The organism is Brevibacterium sp. CSND-B09, assembly GCF_052906525.1.
The window spans coordinates 3,149,978-3,168,348 of sequence record NZ_JBREGI010000001.1; the positions used below are offsets into that span (position 1 = coordinate 3,149,978).

The 18,371-nt window shown below is 65.2% G+C and carries 15 protein-coding genes; 9 read left to right on the forward strand and 6 right to left on the reverse strand.

What is annotated here, in order from left to right:
* Positions 1 to 2 precede the first annotated feature (2 nt).
* Entirely contained in the window at positions 3 to 776 is a 774-nt protein-coding gene (locus ACU4IU_RS14090; RefSeq protein ID WP_376906439.1) for a FadR/GntR family transcriptional regulator, read from the forward strand.
* A 62-nt stretch (positions 777 to 838) separates the two neighbouring features.
* On the opposite strand, the gene ACU4IU_RS14095 is transcribed toward ACU4IU_RS14090, so the two are convergent.
* Both ACU4IU_RS14095 and ACU4IU_RS14100 read right to left on the reverse strand, forming a co-directional pair.
* On the reverse strand, positions 839 to 2,242 hold the full coding sequence (locus tag ACU4IU_RS14095) for a GntP family permease (protein WP_139908669.1): 1,404 nt from the start codon (positions 2,240 to 2,242) through the stop codon (positions 839 to 841).
* Between the two features lie 50 nt (positions 2,243 to 2,292).
* Positions 2,293 to 2,805 carry a gluconokinase gene (locus ACU4IU_RS14100; protein WP_229664230.1) on the reverse strand — a complete coding sequence of 171 codons (513 nt, stop codon included), beginning with the start codon at positions 2,803 to 2,805 and terminating at the stop codon, positions 2,293 to 2,295.
* A 125-nt stretch (positions 2,806 to 2,930) separates the two neighbouring features.
* Between ACU4IU_RS14100 and gndA the strand changes: the two genes are divergently transcribed.
* Both gndA and ACU4IU_RS14110 read left to right on the forward strand, forming a co-directional pair.
* On the forward strand, positions 2,931 to 4,373 hold the full coding sequence (gndA, locus tag ACU4IU_RS14105) for an NADP-dependent phosphogluconate dehydrogenase (protein ID WP_376906437.1): 1,443 nt from the start codon (positions 2,931 to 2,933) through the stop codon (positions 4,371 to 4,373).
* A 151-nt stretch (positions 4,374 to 4,524) separates the two neighbouring features.
* On the forward strand, positions 4,525 to 5,667 hold the full coding sequence (locus ACU4IU_RS14110) for an alanine--glyoxylate aminotransferase family protein (RefSeq protein ID WP_139908666.1): 1,143 nt from the start codon (positions 4,525 to 4,527) through the stop codon (positions 5,665 to 5,667).
* 248 nt (positions 5,668 to 5,915) lie between these two features.
* On the opposite strand, the gene ACU4IU_RS14115 is transcribed toward ACU4IU_RS14110, so the two are convergent.
* The 4 genes from ACU4IU_RS14115 to ACU4IU_RS14130 form a co-directional block, all read right to left on the reverse strand.
* A complete protein-coding gene (locus ACU4IU_RS14115) occupies positions 5,916 to 6,965 on the reverse strand; it encodes a homocysteine S-methyltransferase family protein (RefSeq protein WP_376906435.1) in 1,050 nt (349 codons plus the stop codon).
* Between the two features lie 222 nt (positions 6,966 to 7,187).
* Positions 7,188 to 8,594: an acyltransferase family protein gene (locus ACU4IU_RS14120; protein WP_376906433.1), complete on the reverse strand. Its 1,407-nt coding sequence runs from the start codon at positions 8,592 to 8,594 to the stop codon at positions 7,188 to 7,190.
* 113 nt (positions 8,595 to 8,707) lie between these two features.
* Complete coding sequence (locus ACU4IU_RS14125; protein ID WP_248283944.1) at positions 8,708 to 9,058, reverse strand: TraR/DksA family transcriptional regulator; 351 nt, start codon at positions 9,056 to 9,058, stop codon at positions 8,708 to 8,710.
* Positions 9,059 to 10,915 (reverse strand): ABC-F family ATP-binding cassette domain-containing protein, encoded by a 1,857-nt coding sequence (locus tag ACU4IU_RS14130; protein ID WP_446657095.1) that lies wholly within the window; start codon positions 10,913 to 10,915, stop codon positions 9,059 to 9,061. It abuts the gene before it with no gap.
* Between the two features lie 337 nt (positions 10,916 to 11,252).
* Here ACU4IU_RS14130 and ACU4IU_RS14135 point away from each other — a divergent pair, with 337 nt between their 5' ends.
* The 6 genes from ACU4IU_RS14135 (at position 11,253) to ACU4IU_RS14160 (ending at position 18,358) form a co-directional block, all read left to right on the forward strand.
* Positions 11,253 to 12,314 (forward strand): BMP family lipoprotein, encoded by a 1,062-nt coding sequence (locus ACU4IU_RS14135; RefSeq protein WP_229664228.1) that lies wholly within the window; start codon positions 11,253 to 11,255, stop codon positions 12,312 to 12,314.
* A 74-nt stretch (positions 12,315 to 12,388) separates the two neighbouring features.
* On the forward strand, positions 12,389 to 13,948 hold the full coding sequence (locus tag ACU4IU_RS14140; RefSeq protein WP_139908662.1) for an ABC transporter ATP-binding protein: 1,560 nt from the start codon (positions 12,389 to 12,391) through the stop codon (positions 13,946 to 13,948).
* Positions 13,945 to 15,177, forward strand: coding sequence for an ABC transporter permease (locus ACU4IU_RS14145; protein WP_139908661.1), 1,233 nt, complete (start codon positions 13,945 to 13,947; stop codon positions 15,175 to 15,177). Before ACU4IU_RS14140 ends, ACU4IU_RS14145 begins: the two co-directional genes overlap by 4 nt.
* A 1-nt stretch (position 15,178) precedes the next feature.
* Entirely contained in the window at positions 15,179 to 16,462 is a 1,284-nt protein-coding gene (locus ACU4IU_RS14150) for an ABC transporter permease (protein ID WP_376906432.1), read from the forward strand.
* A gap of 74 nt (positions 16,463 to 16,536) precedes the next feature.
* Positions 16,537 to 17,043, forward strand: a complete 507-nt coding sequence (locus ACU4IU_RS14155; RefSeq protein ID WP_376906430.1) for a cytidine deaminase — start codon at positions 16,537 to 16,539, stop codon at positions 17,041 to 17,043.
* A complete protein-coding gene (locus tag ACU4IU_RS14160) occupies positions 17,027 to 18,358 on the forward strand; it encodes a thymidine phosphorylase (protein WP_139908658.1) in 1,332 nt (443 codons plus the stop codon). Before ACU4IU_RS14155 ends, ACU4IU_RS14160 begins: the two co-directional genes overlap by 17 nt.
* Positions 18,359 to 18,371 lie beyond the last annotated feature (13 nt).

Consider the following 18,371-nt stretch of genomic DNA (forward strand, 5'->3'; position numbering starts at 1 on the left):
CCGTGGGGGAGGCGAACCAGACCCCCGCCGAGGCGGCCGACAGTCCGAAATCGAGCCCGGAGAATCGCGGCAACCTCCATGAAACGCTGCGCGATCAGGTCGGACAGGACATCGTCTCCGGGCGGCTGGCCGCCGGGACGATCATCAAGGCCGAAGATCTGCGTGCCCGCTACGATGTGTCGCTGTCGGTGGTGCGCGAAGTCGTCCGAGTCCTCGAATCATTGGGCATGCTGCAGCCGATCCGTCGGGTCGGCCTCGTCGTGCTCGCGATGAGCGAATGGATGCTGCTCGACCCGCTCGTCATCCGCTGGAGGATGACCGAGGCGCCGGCGCGGCAGCTGCGGTCGCTGACGGAACTGCGAGTGGCCATCGAACCCGAAGCGGCCGGACTGGCCGCACAGTATGCCCCTGCAGAAGCCGCCGAGGAGATCATGGGTCTGGCCGCTCGGATGCGAGCCTCGGGCAGGCAGGGCGATGTCGAGGCGTTCCTCGAAGCCGATGTGGAATTCCACCGGGCAGTGCTCGGCGCCGGAGGCAACGAGCTCTTCGCCGCCTTCGACACCGTCATCGGCGAGATCCTCGCCGGCCGCACCGGAGCGGGACTGATGCCGAAGTTCCCGCACCCGGATGCCCTGCAATGGCACTTCGACGTCGCCGATGCCATCGGCGGGCAGGACCCGGCCCGGGCGAAGGACGCGATGGCGAAGATCGTGGCCAAAGCCGATGCGGAGATGGGCAGCGTCTGGGCCGACGAACCCCGGCACCCCGGCAGCTGACAAAAGTTCCGAGGCGCCCGGGCAGCGGAGCACCCAAGCGCCCGGGCGGCTGAACACCGGCTTCAGAACAGGCTGACGACTCCGTAGAGGGCGAGGCTGAGCAGGAATCCAACGGTGCCGAGCAGCGTCTCGGCGACGGTCCAGGTCTTCAGAGTCGTCTTCGTATCCATGCCGAAGAAGCGGGACACCAGCCAGAAGCCGGAGTCGTTGACGTGGCTGGCGAAGACCGAACCGGCGGCCAGAGACAGCACGATCGCCACGACCTGCAGGCTCGAGAAGTCCGGATTGCCGACGACGATCGGCTGGACCAGCGCCGCCGCGGTCGTCAGCGCCACCGTCGCCGAACCCTGTGCGATGCGCACGATCGCGGCGATGACGAAGCCGGCGACGATGACGGGCAGGCCGAGGGCAGCCAGCGAATCGGCCAGGGAATCGCCGATGCCGCTGGCACGCAGCACTCCGCCGAACATGCCGCCGGCACCGGTGATGAGGATGATCGAGCACACCGGGCCGAGCGCGGAGTCGACGACGGTCTCGATGAGCGACTGGTCCTTCTTCTGCTTCCAGCCGAGCAGCCACATGGCGATGACGACGGTGATGAGCAGGGCGATCGGCGTCTCTCCGAGCAGTCGCAGGGAGCTGATGCCCACCGATTCGATATCGACCCACCCTGCTTCACCGGCGAAGTTCAGCCCGGTGTTGAGGAAGATGAGCACGAGAGGCAGGACGAGGAGGAAGATGACGTGGCCGAGCTTCGGGCGCGAGGCGAAATCTTTGAAGTTGTCGTCCTTCCCGGCCGAAAGGACCGTCGGGACCGGGACGTCGATGCGTTTGCCGATGATGAGCCCGAACAGATACCCGGTGAGGTACCAGGAAGGGATGGCGATGATGATTCCGCAGATGAGGACGAGGCCGACGTTCGCGCCGAGCAGTCCGGAGGCTGCGACAGGGCCGGGGTGCGGGGGTACGAAGATGTGCATGGCGGAGAATGCCATGGCCGCAGGCATCGCGTAGAGCAGCAGAGACCCGCCGAGGCGGCGCGCGATCGTGAAGATGATCGGCAGCATGACGACGAGGCCGGCGTCGAAGAAGATCGGGAAGCCGAAGAGCAGCGAGGTCACGCCGAGCGCGAAGGGTGCGCGCTTCTCACCGAAGAGGCGGATGAGGGCGTCGGTGAGCACCTCGGCGCCGCCGGAGAGTTCGAGCATCCGCCCGAGCATCGCACCGAGTCCGACGAGCAGGGCCACACTGGCCAGGGTGGATCCGAAGCCGTCGTAGAGGACGTCGATGAGGTCGCCGGGCATGATGCCGGCGGCCAGTGCTGTGATCACTGAGACGATGACGAGGGCGATGAAGGCGTGGACGCGTGCCTTGATGATGAGCAGGAGCAGCACGGCGATCGCCGCGGCTGCGATTCCCAGCAGGGCCGGAGTCGGCAGGGTCCAGGCCAATTCGAGTTCGGTCATTGTTCCTCTTCCTTGAGGTCAGATGGATGGGCGGACGGTGGACGGGACGATCATGCGTTCAGCCGCTTCACGGATTCGAGGATCGCATTCAGGACCTCGGGAATCGACCGGTCGACGTCGACGGTGGCGTGAGCTTCCTCGGCAGCGAGCGGTTCGAGGGTGGCCAGCTGCGAATCGAGCAGATCGGGAGACATGAACTCGTGGTCGCGGCGGGCCAGATGGTCGGCGATGACCTCGCGAGGACCGTCGAGGTGGATGAAGACGAGTGAGGGTGCCGACCTGCGCAGCAGGTCACGGTAGGTGCGCTTGAGCGCGGAGCACGCGATGACCGGGGCCGGGGTGCGGGCGGCCTCGACGGCGACGCTGTTGAGCCAGGGGGAGCGATCCTCATCCGTGAGCGGCACCCCGGAACTCATCTTCGCTTTGTTCGCCGCGGAGTGCAGATCGTCGGCGTCGACGAATCGACGGTCGAGGGCGTGCGCCACCTGCGCGCCGAGGACGGTTTTGCCGGTTCCCGAGACACCCATGATGACGAGCGGTGGAAGGAAAGGGCTGTGACCCATAACCGAAACCTCTCGATAAAATATGAAGAAATATCTATAATCAGTTATTAAAACAGATTTATTGCACCGTAGTGCTGGTGGGAAGCGACTGTCAACACTGCTGATCGCAGGGAAGAAGGATGCTCATGAAGGCCGATGTCGCGGTGATCGGAACCGGCGTGATGGGGTCGAATCTCGCCCGCAACCTCGCCCGTGAGTCGGGCCGCCGAGTGGCCGTCTACGACCGCGACGTCGAGCGCGCCCAGAACCTGGCGCAGGACTTCCCGGAGGCGGACTTCCTCGTCGCCGCCGACCCGACCGACCTGGCCGGGAAGCTCAACCAACCACGAGTGGCGATCCTCATGGTCAATGCCGGAGGCGCCACGGATGCGGCGATCGGCGATCTCGCCGAGGCGTTCGCCCCCGGAGACATCATCGTCGACGGCGGCAACTCCCACTTCCGGGACACGATCGCCCGCGGGGCCCGACTCGAGGGCACCGGCATCGAGTTCGCCGGGGTCGGCATCTCCGGGGGAGAGGTCGGCGCCCTGCTCGGACCCTCCCTCATGGTCGGCGGATCGGAGACCGCATGGCAGCGCCTGCGTCCCCTGCTCGAACCCATTGCTGCGAAGGTCGGAGACGAGGCCTGCGTCGATCACATCGGCACCGACGGGGCCGGGCACTTCGTCAAGATGGTCCACAACGGCATCGAGTACGCCGATATGCAGCTCATCAGCGAGGCCTTCACCCTCCTGCGTGACGGCCTGGGCATGACACCGCCCGAGATCGCCGAGGTCTTCGCCGACTGGAACACCGGAGAGCTCGAGTCCTACCTCATCGAGATCACCGCCGACGTCCTCGCCCATGTCGATGAGGCGACGGGCCGGCCGTTCGTCGACATTGTCGCCGACGCCGCGAAGGCCAAGGGCACGGGTGCGTGGACGGCGCAGGTCGGACTCGATCTCGGGGTTCCGGTGCCCACCATCGCCGAGGCGGTCTTCTCCCGTTCGCTGTCATCCGCGGTCGATCTGCGCGCTCAGGGACTCCGCTTGGCCGGTCCCCGTCCCGGCGCCGGATCGTCGTCGTTGTCTCCGGACGAGCGTGCGGCTCGCATCGAGGAGATCGGCAAGGCTCTGCTGCTGGGCAAGGTGATGGCCTATGTTCAGGGCTTCCACGAGATCGCGGTCGGGGCAGCCGAACACGGATGGGACATCGACCTCGGGGCGCTCGCCGGAATCTGGCGGGCCGGGTGCATCATCAGGGCCCGCCTGCTCGATCGAATCGTCGAGGCCTTCGACGTACCGACTCCGCCCGAGAACCTGCTGGCCGCCGACTTCGTCCGCGAGGTCGCCGACCGCTGCCAGGAATCCCTGCGGACGACCGTGGTCGAGGCCATCGGTCACGGAATCGCCGTGCCGGGACTGTCCTCGACGCTGGCCTACTTCGACGGACTGCGCACCGAGGCGGGCAGTGCCGCCCTCATCCAAGCCCAACGCGATCGCTTCGGTTCGCACACCTACGCACGCACCGACCGTCCCGGGACTTTCCATACCCTGTGGTCGGGGGATCGGGGCGAAGTCGAAGTCTGATCGTCGGGCCGCCTCGGTGATGGTCGACCGGAACGACGGGGCCGCCTCGGTGCGGGGTGAAACTGACGTTCGGCCGCCTCGGCGAGGGTCGCTGCGATCTCACTGATCGACTCCGGTGGCCCGGATGGCGGACTGTCGATATGTTAGAGCCATGACTTTGCCACACGAAGATGTTGACCCGGACGGACTGCTCGAATACTCGGTGGTCTTCACCGACCGATCACTCAACCACATGTCGCAGCGGTTCGTGTCCGTGATGCAGGAGATCAACCGGATCCTGCGCTCGGCCTACGATGCCGATTCCGCTGCCATCGTCCCCGGCGGCGGCAGCTACGCCATGGAATCCGTTGCCCGTCAGGTCGCCACCGGCAAGAAGGCGCTGATCGTGCGCAACGGTCTGTTCTCCTTCCGCTGGTCGCAGATCCTCGACGCCGGAGCCATCGCCTCGGAGACGACCGTGCTCAAGGCCTCCCCGGACAGTGCCGAGCACCAGTCGCCGTGGTCGCCGGCCCCCGTCGCCGAGGTGGTCGCCGCCATCGAGCGCGAGAAGCCCGCTGTCGTGTTCGCTCCCCACGTCGAGACCGCCTCGGGGATGCTCCTGCCCGATGACTACGTTCGCCAGGTTGCCGAGGCTGTGCACTCGGTCGGCGGAATCTTCGTTCTCGACTGCATCGCCTCGGGCGCGGTGTGGGCGTCGATGACCGACCTCGGTGTCGATGTGCTCATCTCCGCTCCGCAGAAGGGGTGGAGCGGATCGCCGTGCGCCGGCTACGTCATGCTCAGCAAGGCCGGCCGTGCCGCCGTCGAGGCATCCACCTCGACGAGCTTCGCGATGGATCTGAAGAAGTGGCTGTTCATCGCCGACGAATACGAAGCCGGCCGTGCGCCGTACCACGCGACGATGCCCACTGATGCTCTCGCGCACAATGCCAAGCTCATGGTCGAAAGCGAGGAGCGTGGCTTCGATAAGCTCGCCGCCGCGCAGGCCGAACTCGGACAGCGCGTGCGCGCGGTCTTCGCCGAACGCGGACTGCCCTCGGTGGCTTCGGACGAGTTCGCCTCGCCGAGCGTGGTCGTCGTCCACACCGACAATCCGAAGCTCGCGACCGGTGCCAGCTTCAAAGAAGTCGGTGTGCAGATCGCTGCCGGCGTGCCGCTGCAGTGCGATGAGCCCGAGGACTTCTCGAGTTTCCGCATCGGCCTGTTCGGTCTCGACAAGCTCGGCGACATCGATGGCACGATCGCGCGCCTCGAGGCCGCTCTCGACTCGATCGGCGTGACCGCAGAAGCCTGAGCGCTCACGGGCGACCCCGCGCGGTCGCCAAGCATCACGCACCGTAACCGGCACTGCCTACAGGCAGAACGCCGGGAAGCATCACGCACCGCCAGTGGCACTGCCTACCGGTAGTCGCAGCACCTACAGTCAGCGCCATAACCTCCCGTTCCTGCGAGGGGTTATGGCGCTGACTGTATGTGGTGGCCCCGACGGTGAGGGATGCTCGGCACCCTCGTTCGCCTAGCTGTGAGCGATGCTCCCGAGTCTCAGGCAGTGTCTCCGAGGGCGACGACGTTGTCGGCGAGCCGTTCGTTGCTGCCGTACATGAAGTGGTTGGCCATGTTCTCGGAGAAACGGCTGGCATCGGTGGTCAGTCCGACCGCCTCGGCGACCTCGCGGATGTGCATCGGGGTCGCGCCGCAGCACACTCCGATGTAGTTGACGCCCAGGTCGTAGGCTTCCTTGGCGAACGCGCCGATCTCGTAGCGGTTGGTCTGCAGGGGATCGAGCGCGGTGGGGAACGTGCGTCCGTGCGGGGAGGCCACCTCGGCGCGGGGGTCGGAGAGGTTGAAGAACGTCGGCTCCTCCTCAGTGGTGCGGTAGGGGATCGGCAGGGCGCCGACGTGACAGGACACTGCCTGACGGATCTCTTTCAGCCACGGCAGCATCGTCGCGGGACCGCGGAAGCAGTTGAGCCCGACGACATCGACGCCGAGCTGCTCGAGGCGCTGCGCGGTCTCGACGATCCCGACCCCGTCGGCCATCTCCTGGAAGGCCATCGGGGCGAGGGTGAGGACGACGGGCAGTCCGCTGGCCTTGGCGATCTCGGCGGCGGCGATGGCCTCACCGGCGAAGTAGAAGGTCTCGCCGATGATGAGGTCGGCACCTTCCTCGACCGCCCAGGCGACCATTTCGGCGAACATGGCCCGCACCTCGGACTGCTTGGACTCGTCGGCGGGATCCCAGATGTTCGAGTTCGAGATGTTGCCGGCCATGAAGTTTCCGGGCTTGGCGTCGGCGACGGACCGAGCGATCTGGAGGGCGGCGCGGTTGAGCGGTTCGAGCAGATCTTCCTTGCCGATCACGCGCATCTTCTCGCGGTGCCCGTTGTAGGTGAAGGCCTCGACGATGTCGGAGCCGGCCCGCTGGAAGTCGACGTGGAGGGAGCGCAGGGCGTCGGGGAACTCGAGGGCCACCTCGGGGACGAACTCGCCGGCAGACAGATATCCGCGCTTCTCGAGCTCGAACAGGAAGCCTTCCGCACAGATTACGGGGCCGGCATCGAGGCGTTGGGTCAGGGCGTTGGTCGCGGTCATGGATGCTCTCCGATTCGATGATGTGGCCGAGCCCGGGCAAACGGCCCGAACATTGTTATCACACCATCAATCGACTCAGTGAGGTCCGTCACATCGACATAATTCGACGCTGAAGGCCATGAAAGAACACGACCTCGCCGAGGCGGCCCGACCGAAAGCCTGCAACGCTGGGCTCCGATGGGGTCCCCGTAAAGATCAGCGACCGCCGAGGCGGCCCGATCGTCAGCGGTCCTCGTCGCCGCTGAGATAGACCGGCAGGCGACGGTAGCGCACTGCCCGCTGGGCTGCGCCGGCGGGCACCTCCTGAGTGGGTTCGTAGGTGGCGTTGTTCTGCGGAACCTCATGTGAACCCGGCAACGGGTACGGCTCGCCCGCAACCGGGGCGGGGGAGGCGAACGACTGCTGCTGACCGGGCTGCTGTTCGTAGCCGGGGGAGTGCTGGTAGCCGACTCCGGGCATGGGCTGCAGACCGAGTCCCTGCCGGTCCGGTCCGTCGCCCTCGCTGTAGGCGTCCCCGGGGTGATAGGTGTCGCCGAGATAGCCGGCATCTCCACGGCGACCATGATCTCTGCGATTGCGCCCGCTGCGACCACGCTCTCCGCGACCTCGCCCGCTGCGACGGTCGGAGTCCTCCGGCCGGAGGAAGGGGAACGGTTTGAGCAGCAGGCCGGTGACGGTCGAGGACCACCAGCGCAGCGCTCGTTCGAAGGGCGACCAGGCGAGCAAGCCCGTCCAGACGACGGCCAGGGCCACACAGATGAGCAGGACGACGGCGTCGTGGAGGACGTTGCGGCTGTCGTCGAGGACCGGCTGCAGGGCGCGGACGACGAATCCGTGGAGGATGTAGACAGCAAGGCTGTTCTTGCCGATCGTCGCGATCGTGTCCTTGGTATTGCTCAACCAGGACAGAAGGGCCAGCGTCAGCAGCACCGCTCCGATGTCGACGATGAGTCGCAGTCCCACGCCTTCGGGAACGCTGACGTCGAAGTGGGCGAAGTTGAGGCTGCCGTAGAGCCAGTTGTAGTCGACCTGGTCGAGGAAGAAATATCCGACGGCCGCGAGGGCAGCGGCACTGAGACAGAGTTTCTGCCAGATCGCGAGGCTGCCCGCCCAGTCGATGATCTGCTTGCCGTAGAGCTTGCCGATGACGAAGAACGGCCAGAACGCCATCGTCCGAGCCGCGGAGAGCTCGGTGTCGAGGACCGGCAGCAATCCGCCGAAGAGCCCGACGACCAGAGAAGCGACGAGCATCGTGCGCGGGAATCGCTCGATGAAGGGGACCGTGATCATCCACCACGCCATCGACAGCAGGAACCACGTGTACCAGAACGGTCGGAGGAAGTCGTAGTCGGGATTGAGCCCGAAGAGCCACATCCACCCCCACATGAGCGGCAGCACCGTGGCGAGGAGGACGAAGTAGGTCAGAACCCGTTCGGCCAGTTTGTTCGACTTCGCCGTGATTCCGGCAAGGAAGACGAACGCCGGCATGTGGAACATGTAGATGAAGTACATCGGTGCGCCCAGGATCGGCGACTCCCATGGGGAGGTCCTGGCGAGGAGGTGGCCCAGAACCACCAGGAAGATGAGTATTCCCTTGGCGCGGTCGATGCGATAGTCCCGTGATGACACGCCGATACACTACCGCACCCGGCAGGCTTTGGGGAAAGTTCAGACCGGCGCCGAGGCGGTCGCCCGGTCGTGTGCGACGGTGCACTCGTGCGTGCGAACGGGAATGGAAACGACTAGCCGCGGGCGGCGCAGTTCACGCATTTGGCCGCGTAGGGGCGGGCCTCCAGCCGCGCCTCGGCGATGGGTCTGCCGCAGTCGATGCAGGTCCCGAACGTGCCCGCGTTCAGGCGGTCGACCGCCTCGGCGATCTCCTCGAGGCGATTCTCGGACTGTTCGAGCAAGGTCGCGGCCTGCGACCGTTCGAAGGCGAGCGTCGCCCCTTCCGGATCGTGCTCGTCGTCGCTGTTGTCGCCCTCGCGAGCGGCCGAGACCTCATCGATTCCCTGAGTCAGGCGGTCGATGAGCGCCTGCGTCTCCGCTCGTTCCGCCTCGAGCAGGTCTCGCATCGTCGCTTCGTCGATCACTCAGGCCTCGAGAGCTTCGGAGGCTTCGAGCCAGCGCATCTCGAGTTCGTCGAGTTCGTCCTGGGACTCGCGGATCGCGGCCGTGAGCTTGGCCAGTCCCTCGAAATCGGTCTGGTCGTGGGCGGCCATCTCCTCGTGCTTCTTCGCGATCTGAGTGTTCAGCTTGTCCATCCGCCGCTCGATCGACGACAGTTCCTTCTTCGCCGCCCGGGCTTCCGCGCCGGACAGCTTCGGAACCGATGCGGATCCCTCGCTCGCCGAGGCGGCCCCACCGGAACCGGTCCCGTCGTTTCCCGCTGTGGCCCCGTTCGAACCGCCGGAAGCCCTGTTCGAACCTGCAGTGCCGCGGCGTTCCTGTTCGGCTCGCAGCCGCAAGTACTCTTCGACGCCGCCGGGAACATGGCGCAGTCCGTTGTCGAGGATCGCGTACTGCTGATCGGTGACCCGCTCCAACAGGTACCGGTCGTGGGAGACGACGATGAGGGTGCCCGGCCAGGAATCGAGGAGATCCTCCATCGCCGCGAGCATGTCCGAGTCAACGTCGTTCGTCGGCTCGTCGAGGATGATGACATTGGGTTCGGCCATGAGCAGCAGCAGAAGCTGGAGTCGGCGCTTCTGCCCGCCGGAGAGCTCCTTGACCCGGGCGGACAGATGCTCCTTCGCGAAGCCGAGCCGTTCGAGCAGCTGGGCCGGAGTGAAGTCCTTGCCTTCGATGTTGAACGAGGTCTTCGACTCGGCGAGGACCTCGCGCACACGGGATTCGGCGATGCGGGCCAGATCCTTGAACTGCTGATCGAGCACACCGATCTGCACGGTCTTGCCGCGCTTGACCCGACCCGCATCGGGTTCGATCTCTCCCGAGACCAGACCTAAGAGCGTCGACTTCCCTGCACCGTTCGGACCGAGGATCCCGGTGCGCTCACCGGGACCGATGCGCCACGTGACATCCTCCAGAATCGTGGTCTCGGCGAAGTGCTTGGACACGTCGAGCAGATCGACGACGTCCTTGCCCAGGCGGGCCGTGGCCATCTTCTTCAGCTCGATCGGATTGCGCACCTCCGGCACATCGGCGATGAGCTGGTTGGCGGCTTCAATGCGGAACTTCGGCTTCGACGTCCGGGCGGGAGCACCGCGTCGCAGCCATGCGAGTTCCTTGCGCATGAGATTCTGTCGCTTCGCCTCGGTGGCGGCGGCGATCCGATCGCGCTCGACGCGCTGGAGGACATAGGCGGCATAACCGCCTTCGAAAGGCTCGACAATGCGGTCGTGGACCTCCCAGGTCTTCGTGCACACCTCGTCGAGGAACCACCGGTCGTGGGTGACCAGCAGCAGGGCTCCGGAATTCTTCGGCCACCGGCCGCGAATATGCTTCGCCAGCCACGCGATGCCGTCGACATCGAGGTGGTTCGTCGGCTCGTCGAGGATGAGCATGTCCCAATCGCCGATGAGCAGAGCCGCCAGGGCCACTCGACGGCGCTGACCGCCGGAGAGCGAGGAGATCTGCGCATCCCAATCGAGATCGGCGATGAGACCGGAGATGATGTCACGGGCCCGCGGATCGGCGGCCCATTCGTGATCGGCGGCATCGCCGACGACGGAGAAGCCGACGGTCGCCTCGTCATCGAGGTCATCGCGCTGGCCGAGCATGCCCAGACGCAGCCCGCCGCGATACGTCACGCGTCCGGAATCGGGTTCGATGGTGCCTGCGAGCATGCCGAGCAGGCTCGACTTGCCGTCACCGTTGCGGCCGACGATGCCGATCATGTCGCCGGACTCGACGGCGAGAGTGACCGAGTCGAAGACGACTCGCGTGGGGTATTCGAGGTGGAGGGCTTCTGCCCCGAGGAGATGTGCCATAGCAGTCTCTAGCCTAGTTCACCGCGGTTCGCCCGATTGACCGGATGGGCCAGTCCGGCCGGCCGCCGGCCGCATCGTTTGCCGCATCTTTCTGTCTCAAACACAAGGCGTTTTCTGTTCGCATTTCGGACCGATAACCCCACCGCATGACGGATTATTTCTTTTTCATATCGGTGTCTGCGATTGAGGTGCTAACGGACCTTTCCAAATGACCTCAGTGCATTAGACTGACCGAAACTCATCAAAATATGACAGTTCGTCCAGTGGTTTCACATTTTCGGTAAGGGCAGACAGGGCCCTCATCCGTGTGCGCTGTCTGTATCAGAAAAGAGAAAACGTGAAGAAGCTCGCTTCAGCGGTGTCGATGATCGCCGCATCTGCCCTGGTCCTCTCGGCTTGCGGCTCAGGTGGAGAATCCGGCTCCGACTACATGGCCTGCATGGTCTCCGACTCCGGCGGTTGGGACGACCAGTCCTTCAACCAGTCCGGCCGCGAGGGCATGGAGAACGCGAAGAAGAACCTCGGCATCGAAGAGAAGCTCGCCGAGTCGCAGGGCGACGCGGACTTCAAGCCGAATGTCGACAACATGGTGCAGCAGGGCTGCAACCTCACCTTCGGTGTCGGATTCCTCCTCGAGGACACGATCCAGGAAGCCGCAGAAGCGAACCCCGACCTCAACTTCGCACTCATCGACTCCACGTTCTCCGACGCCGACGGCAAGCCGGTGACGATCGACAACGCCAAGGCCGTCGTCTTCAACACCGCCGAGGCCGCGTACCTCGCCGGCTATGTTGCGGCCGCGACTTCGAAGTCGGGCAAGGTCGGCACCTTCGGCGGCATCCAGATTCCGTCGGTGACGATCTTCATGGACGGATTCGCCGACGGCGTGGACAAGTTCAATAAGGACAACAAGAAAGACGTCAAGCTGCTCGGCTGGAACAAGAAGAAGCAGGATGGATCGTTCTCCGGTGACTTCGAGAACCAGGGCCAGGGCCAGGAGCTGACCAAGCAGCTCATTTCGCAGGGCGCCGACGTGATCATGCCCGTGGCCGGACCCGTCGGCCTCGGTGCCGCGGCCGCCGCGAAGGAAGCCGGCGACGTCAACCTCGTGTGGGTCGACTCCGACGGCTACGAGTCGACCGAATACGGCGACATCATCCTCACCTCGGTGGTCAAGCAGATCTCGCAGGCCGTCGAAGACACCATCAAGGAAGGCTCGGAGGACAAGTTCTCGAATGAGCCCTACGTCGGTACGCTCGAGAACGAAGGCGTGGGCCTCGCTCCGTACCACGACTTCGAAGACAAGGTTCCCGAGGACGTGAAGAAGAAGGTCGAGGATCTGAAGAAGCAGATCGTCGACGGCAGCCTGGTCGTCGAGTCTGAGAGCACACCGAAGTAAGCTCGTCGGTTAAACTGCAGGGCCGAGTTCTTTCGGCCCTGCAGTTTTCAAGTTTGTGAGGAGAACCGGAAGCAGTGAAACTCGAGCTTCGCGGGATGACCAAGGTGTTCGGATCGTTCGTGGCCAACGACCACATCGATCTCACCATCGAACCGGGCGAGATCCACGCCCTGTTGGGTGAGAACGGCGCCGGCAAATCCACCATGATGAATGTCCTCTACGGACTCTACGACGCCGATGGGGGAGAGATCCTCATCGACGACAAGCCGGTGAAGTTCTCCGGGCCGGGCGACGCCGTCGCTGCGGGCATCGGCATGGTCCACCAGCATTTCATGCTCGTGCCCGTGTTCACCGTCGCCGAATCCGTGGCGCTGGGCTACGAACCGACGAAGAGCCTCGGGCTCCTCGACATCAGCGAGGCGCGCAAGAAGGTCAAGGAGATCTCTTCGCGCTTCAATTTCAACATCGATCCCGATGCCCTCATCGAGGATCTGCCGGTCGGCGCCCAGCAGCGAGTGGAGATCATCAAGGCCCTGTCCCGGGATGCCGAGATCCTCATCCTCGACGAGCCCACGGCTGTGCTCACTCCGCAGGAGACCGACGAGCTGATCTCGATCATGCGCCAGCTCAAGGAGCAGGGCACGTCGATCGTCTTCATCACCCACAAACTCCGTGAGGTCCGCGCGATCGCTGATTCGATCACGGTCATCCGCCGCGGAAAGATCGTCGGAGAGGCCTCGCCGGAGTCGACCGAGACCGAGCTGGCCAGCCAGATGGTCGGCCGTGCCGTGTCTCTGACGACCGAGAAGGATGCCGCCGATCCCGGCGATGCCACCTTCCAGGTGCGCGGACTCACCGTCGTCGACAAGGCCGAGAACGTCGTCGTCGACGACGTGTCCTTCGACGTCCGTCGCGGCGAGATCCTCGCCGTCGCCGGTGTCCAGGGCAACGGGCAGACCGAACTGGCCGAGACGATCATCGGTCTCACCGAACCGCGGTTGGGCACGATCACCCTCGACGGGAAGAAGCTCGTCGGGGATTCGGTCAAGGACCGCCTCGGTGCCGGTATCGGCTTCGTTCCCGAAGACCGGTCGACCGACGGCATCATCGCGGAATTCGCGATCCGCGAGAACATGATCCTCGACGTCTACGACCGTGAGCCCTATGCCAAGGGCCTGAACATGCGATCGAAGGTCATCAGCGAAGAGGCGAAGAAGAAAGTCGAGGAGTTCGACATCCGCCTCGGCAGCGTCTCCGACCCGATCTCGACCCTCTCCGGCGGAAACCAGCAGAAAGTGGTGCTCTCCCGCGAGCTCGGCCGCGATCTGCGACTGTTCATCGCCAGCCAGCCCACCCGCGGACTCGACGTCGGATCGATCGAATTCGTGCACAAGCGCGTCATCGCCGAACGCGATTCCGGCACCCCCTGCATCATCGTCTCGACCGAACTCGACGAGGTCTACGGCCTCGCCGACCGAATCGCCGTGATGTACGCCGGGCGCATCGTCGGCATCGTGGGACCCGAGACCTCCCGCGAAGCACTGGGCCTGATGATGGCCGGCGTTCCCGCCGACGAAGCCCTCGAAGCAACGGACGACGACTCAGCCACCACCCCGGCGGAGGAGACCAAATGACGACTGATATCTCACCGGCGGCTCCTTCCGCGGCACCGCCGCCGGAGTCCGAGACCGAGGACGGCAAGGAACAGACTCTGCTCCAGCAGATCATGTCGGGATCCTGGCTGGTCTCGCTGCTGGCGATCGTTCTCGCCCTTCTGTTCGGCGGTGTCCTCATCGCCGTGTCGAACGCGGAGGTCGTCGCGGCGGCCGAGAACTTCTTCGCCGCTCCCGGCGAGTTCTTCGCCACGCTCTTCCAGACCGTCGGCAATGCCTATTCGGCGCTGTTCCGCGGAGCGGTATTCGACTGGGACGCACGCACCACCGAACGCGCCATCCGCCCCCTGACCGAATCGATGGTCTCGGGCACCCCGCTCATCCTCACCGGTCTCGGCATCGCCTTGGCCTTCCGCTGCGGTCTGTTCAACATCGGCGGTCAGGGCCAGGTCATCCTCGGCGCGACCATCGCCGGATTCCTCGGCTACGCGCTGCCGCTGCCTCCCGTCGTCCACATGCTCGTGGCCGCGATCGGCGGAATCATCGGCGGTGCGATCTGGGCCGGAATCGCCGGTGTCCTCAAGGCACGCACCGGTGCCAACGAGGTGATCGTGACGATCATGCTCAACTCGATCGCCGGCTACGCACTGGGCTACCTGCTCAAGCAGAACTGGTTCACGCACACGACCTCGGCGAACCCGCAGTCCCGCGTCATCGACGACTCCGCGCAGATGTTCCTGCTGCTGCCACCGCCGTTCCGTCTCCACTTCGGGTTCGTCATCGCCATCCTCGCCACGATCTTCGTGTGGTGGCTGCTCGAGCGTTCGACGATCGGCTTCGAGTTCAAGGCCGTCGGCGCGAACCCGCACGCGGCCCGGACCGCAGGCATCTCCGTGTCGAAGGTGACTATCCTCGTCATGATCGTCGCCGGTGCCCTGGCCGGACTCGGCGGTGCCGCTCAGGTGCTCGGCACCGAATACAAACTCACCGGCGGAATCAGCGGATCGATCGGCTTCGACGCCATCACCGTCGCCCTGCTGGGAAGGTCGAAACCGCTGGGGACGTTCCTTGCGGGCCTGCTCTTCGGCGCGTTCAAGGCCGGCGGCTACCTCATGCAGTCCCAGACCGGTACGCCGATCGACATCGTCCTCGTCGTCCAGTCCGTCATCGTGCTGCTCATCGCGGCCCCGCCCCTGGTGAGGTCGATCTTCCGGTTGCCCACACCGGTGCTCAAGCGGAAGGAGGACTGAGATGACTGCTCAGACCATGGATAAGACACCTTCGATCCAGGTCAAGGCGCTTGCGCCGATCGCCTGGAAGTTCCCGATCGTCTATACGATCCTCGCCCTCGTCTCGCTCATCTTCTTCGGCCTCATCGGCCGTGACGGGGAGACGACCTTCCGGGTGGCCACCGGCGGAGACTTCTTCGCCATCCCCGACTTCGCCGTGTCCTCGACCGCGGCGGGGCTGACGCTGGGCATCCTGCTCATCATCATGGCCGCTGTGTCCATCTATGTGGCGATCAGGCGCATCGACCTCGGCTCGTGGTTCCCGATGCTCTTCGGCGTCATCTTCGTTCTCTCCTTCCTCGCCTGGGCCGGCGGCGGATCCGGAGGCGTCATCCCGCTGACGACGCTGCTCGCCGGTGCCCTGGCACTGTCCGTGCCGCTGATCTTCGGCGCCATGTGCGGTCTCGTGGGAGAACGTTCGGGCATCATCAACATCGCCATCGAGGGCCAGCTGCTGGCCGGTGCGTTCCTCGCCGCGGTGGTCGCCTCGGTGGTGAAGAACCCCTACGCGGGACTTCTCGCCGCTCCCATCGCCGGTGCCCTGGTCGCCGTGGTGCTCACCTTCTTCGCGGTGAAGTACTGGGTCAACCAGATCATCATCGGCGTGGTCCTCAACGTCCTCGTCGTCGGCATCACGAGCTTCCTCTACTCGACGGTTCTCACCCAGGACCCGGGACTATGGAACTCCCGCCAGAAGCTGCCGAACCTGCCGATCCCGCTGCTCTCGGACATTCCGGTGCTCGGACGGGTGCTGTTCGACCAGAACATCCTCGTCTACATCATGTACGTCGTCGTCATCGCGCTGCAGATCTTCGTGTTCCGCTCGAAATGGGGTCTGCGGATGCGCGCCGTCGGTGAGCACCCGAAGGCGGCGGACACCGTCGGCATCAAGGTCAACTTCACTCGTGTGCGCAATACGCTGCTCGCCGGTGCCATCGCAGGCCTCGGCGGTGCCTTCTTCACCGTCGGCTCCGGATTGGCGTTCGGCAAGGAGATGTCGGCCGGACAGGGCTATATCGCCCTGGCCGCCATGATCCTGGGCAAGTGGAACCCGAAGGGTGCGCTGTTCGCTGCCCTGCTGTTCGGCTTCTCCAAGAGCCTCGGCAACACTCTGCAGTCCATCGGCACACCGGTGGCCAACGAGCTGCTGCTCATGCTGCCCTACATCGTCACCGTCTTCGCCGTCGCTGGATTCGTCGGTCGGGTCCGCCCGCCGGCCGCGGAAGGTGTGCCCTACGTGAAGTGAGCCCCGCCTCGGCGATGGATCGGCATTTCCCCTCGATCACCCCACAGTCACCACCCGAAGGAAGAGATATCCCCATGACTGCCCCCGAACCCCGCGCTTCCGCACCCGAGTCGACCGACCCGGTCTGGAGCGAGGAACCCACCCCGGTCAGCCCCGAAGACCTCAGCGAAGGCACCTGGGAGCTGCTGCGAGCCGAGGCGACACGGGCGATGACGAAGGCCTATGTGCCGTACTCGAACTACCCTGTCGGAGCCGCCGGTCTCGCCGACGACGGTCGCATCGTCGGCGGCTGCAATATCGAGAATGCCTCGTTCGGGGTGACGCTGTGCGCGGAATGCTCGCTGGTCTCCGAGCTGTTCATGACCGGCGGGGGCCGCCTCGTCGCCTTCGACTGCGTGGACGGAGAGGGCAACACCCTCGTTCCCTGCGGGCGATGCCGACAGCTGCTGTTCGAACACGGGGGCAACGACCTCGTCATCAACATGCCCAGCGGACGCGCCCCGATGTCCGTGGTCCTGCCCGAAGCCTTCGGCCCCGACCACCTGGCCGGGGCGCACGAGGGCCATGAGGCCAAGCACTGATCGACGAGAACGAAGGATTGAGACCGTGAGCGTAGAAGCATTCGACACCGTCGACGTCATCGCCGCAAAGCGAGATGGCCGAGCCCTGAGCAAGGAGCAGATCGACTGGGTCATCGACGCCTACACTCGGGGTGCTGTCGCCGAAGAGCAGATGGCGGCCCTGGCCATGGCGATCTTCATCAACGACATGGCACCGGTTGAGATCGCGCACTGGACGCAGGCGATGATCGACTCCGGTGAGCGCATGGACTTCTCGTCCCTGTCCCGGCCCACCTCGGACAAACATTCGACCGGGGGAGTCGGCGACAAGATCACCCTGCCCCTGGCCCCGCTCGTCGCCGTCTTCGACGTGGCCGTCCCGCAGCTCTCCGGCCGCGGCCTCGGCCACACCGGAGGCACCCTGGACAAGCTCGAATCGATTCCCGGCTGGCAGGCGGGACTGAGCAACGAGGCGATCGTCGACCAGCTCGAGGACGTCGGCGCCGTCATCTGCGCCGCCGGATCCGGATTGGCGCCGGCCGATAAGAAGCTCTACGCCCTGCGCGACATCACCTCGACGGTCGACTGCATTCCGCTCATCGCCTCCTCGATCATGTCGAAGAAGATCGCCGAGGGCACCTCCGGTCTCGTCCTCGACGTCAAGGTCGGCTCCGGTGCGTTCATGAAGGACCTGGCGAAGGCTCGCACACTCGCGCAGACGATGGTCGAACTCGGCAAGGCCGCAGGCGTCAACACCTCGGCGCTGCTGACCGATATGTCCACGCCCTTGGGCCTGACCGTCGGCAATGCCCTCGAGGTCCGCGAATCCGTCGAGGTCCTCGCCGGCGGCGGACCCGCCGACGTCGTCGATCTCACCGTGGCTCTGGCGGAGGAGATGCTGCGCCTGGCAGGCAAGACCGATGTCGATGTTCGAGCCGCGCTGGCCGACGGTCGAGCCATGGACAAGTGGAAGCAGATGATCCGCGCCCAGCACGGCGACCCGGACGCCGCTCTGCCGGCCGCCGAGCACACTGAGGTCGTCACAGCGACCGACTCCGGGGTGCTTACGAAACTCGACGCGCTGGGCGTCGGGGTGGCATCGTGGCGTCTCGGCGCCGGACGGGCACGGAAGGAAGACCCGGTCCAGGACGTGGCCGGAATCGAACTGCACGCCAAACCAGGGGACACGGTCACGGCCAGTCAGCCGCTCATGACACTGCACACGGCGACCCCGGAACGGTTCGAGCGCGCCATCGAGGCTTTGGAGTCCGCGGTCGAGATCGGCGGGGATGCCGCCTCGGTGCCGGAATCGATCGTCTTCGACACGATCACCTGAGCCGAATCGCACA

Coding starts and splice junctions, on each gene's coding strand:
- ACU4IU_RS14095 (WP_139908669.1), bottom strand. CDS start 2,242: ATGACCGAACTCGAATTGGCCTGGACCCTGCCGACTCCGGCCCTGCTG.
- ACU4IU_RS14100 (WP_229664230.1), bottom strand. CDS start 2,805: ATGGGTCACAGCCCTTTCCTTCCACCGCTCGTCATCATGGGTGTCTCG.
- gndA (WP_376906437.1), top strand. CDS start 2,931: ATGAAGGCCGATGTCGCGGTGATCGGAACCGGCGTGATGGGGTCGAAT.
- ACU4IU_RS14110 (WP_139908666.1), top strand. CDS start 4,525: ATGACTTTGCCACACGAAGATGTTGACCCGGACGGACTGCTCGAATAC.
- ACU4IU_RS14115 (WP_376906435.1), bottom strand. CDS start 6,965: ATGACCGCGACCAACGCCCTGACCCAACGCCTCGATGCCGGCCCCGTA.
- ACU4IU_RS14130 (WP_446657095.1), bottom strand. CDS start 10,915: ATGGCACATCTCCTCGGGGCAGAAGCCCTCCACCTCGAATACCCCACG.
- ACU4IU_RS14145 (WP_139908661.1), top strand. CDS start 13,945: ATGACGACTGATATCTCACCGGCGGCTCCTTCCGCGGCACCGCCGCCG.
- ACU4IU_RS14150 (WP_376906432.1), top strand. CDS start 15,179: ATGACTGCTCAGACCATGGATAAGACACCTTCGATCCAGGTCAAGGCG.
- ACU4IU_RS14155 (WP_376906430.1), top strand. CDS start 16,537: ATGACTGCCCCCGAACCCCGCGCTTCCGCACCCGAGTCGACCGACCCG.
- ACU4IU_RS14160 (WP_139908658.1), top strand. CDS start 17,027: ATGAGGCCAAGCACTGATCGACGAGAACGAAGGATTGAGACCGTGAGC.